At 65.6% G+C, this 703-nt stretch carries 1 protein-coding gene; it reads right to left on the bottom strand.

Annotated elements, in window-relative coordinates:
- A partial coding sequence (locus FDX01_RS23300; protein ID WP_249360850.1) for an HlyD family efflux transporter periplasmic adaptor subunit occupies positions 1-703 on the bottom strand: 703 nt, incomplete at both ends.

Genomic DNA, 703 nt, shown 5'->3' with positions numbered 1-703 from the left:
GCCCTGCAAGCCGATACGGGCGGCGCTGGACGGGTCGGTTACGGTGCCGCGCAGCAGGTAGCTCGCGACGCCGTTCGGCGCTTCCACCGTCTCGTAACCGGCGTAATCCAGCCGCGCGGTCAGCGGGTGCAGCGGGGCGACCTTAAGAAATACGGTCATCGCCGCGTGCGGGTTCAGGTTGGTGGATTCCGCCGCAGGCGCCCAGGCGCGCACGCCGAGCTTCGTCGGGTCCGCCAGCAGGCCGATGCGCTCGCCGGTCTGTACCGGACGGCCCGCCCAGTCGTCCGGGTCGGTGTAGACAAACACGCCGCTGCTGCGGGCGCGGATCGACAGCTTCTCCAGCTCGCGCTGCAACGAGGCAACCTGCACCTTTTGCTCGCGCCATTTGCCTTCGGTCAGAGCCAGTTCCGCACGGGCGTTCGGGTCTTCAATCGCCTGCTGAGACGCCTGATGCATATTGACGGTGGCGGTCGCCAGCTCCGCCTGAGCAATGGCGAGACGGTTTTTTAGAGTCGTATCATCCAGCTCCGCCAGCACCTGTCCGGCCACGACCGGCGTGTTCGGCGGCACCTTCATCTGGTGAATCACCCCGTCGCTCGGCGCGGCGATCACTTCGCTGTTAAGCGAAATCACCTCGGCGGGCACCAGCGTGTATTCCCGAATCGGGATCAGCATAACCAGCAGCAGAAGCAGCAACACGAGA

Source organism: Citrobacter sp. wls613 (genome assembly GCF_005281195.1).
Classification (GTDB): Bacteria; Pseudomonadota; Gammaproteobacteria; order Enterobacterales; family Enterobacteriaceae; genus Citrobacter; species Citrobacter gillenii.
Note: the sequence above shows the minus strand (reverse complement) of the source record. Positions and strands in the feature narration are given on the sequence as shown.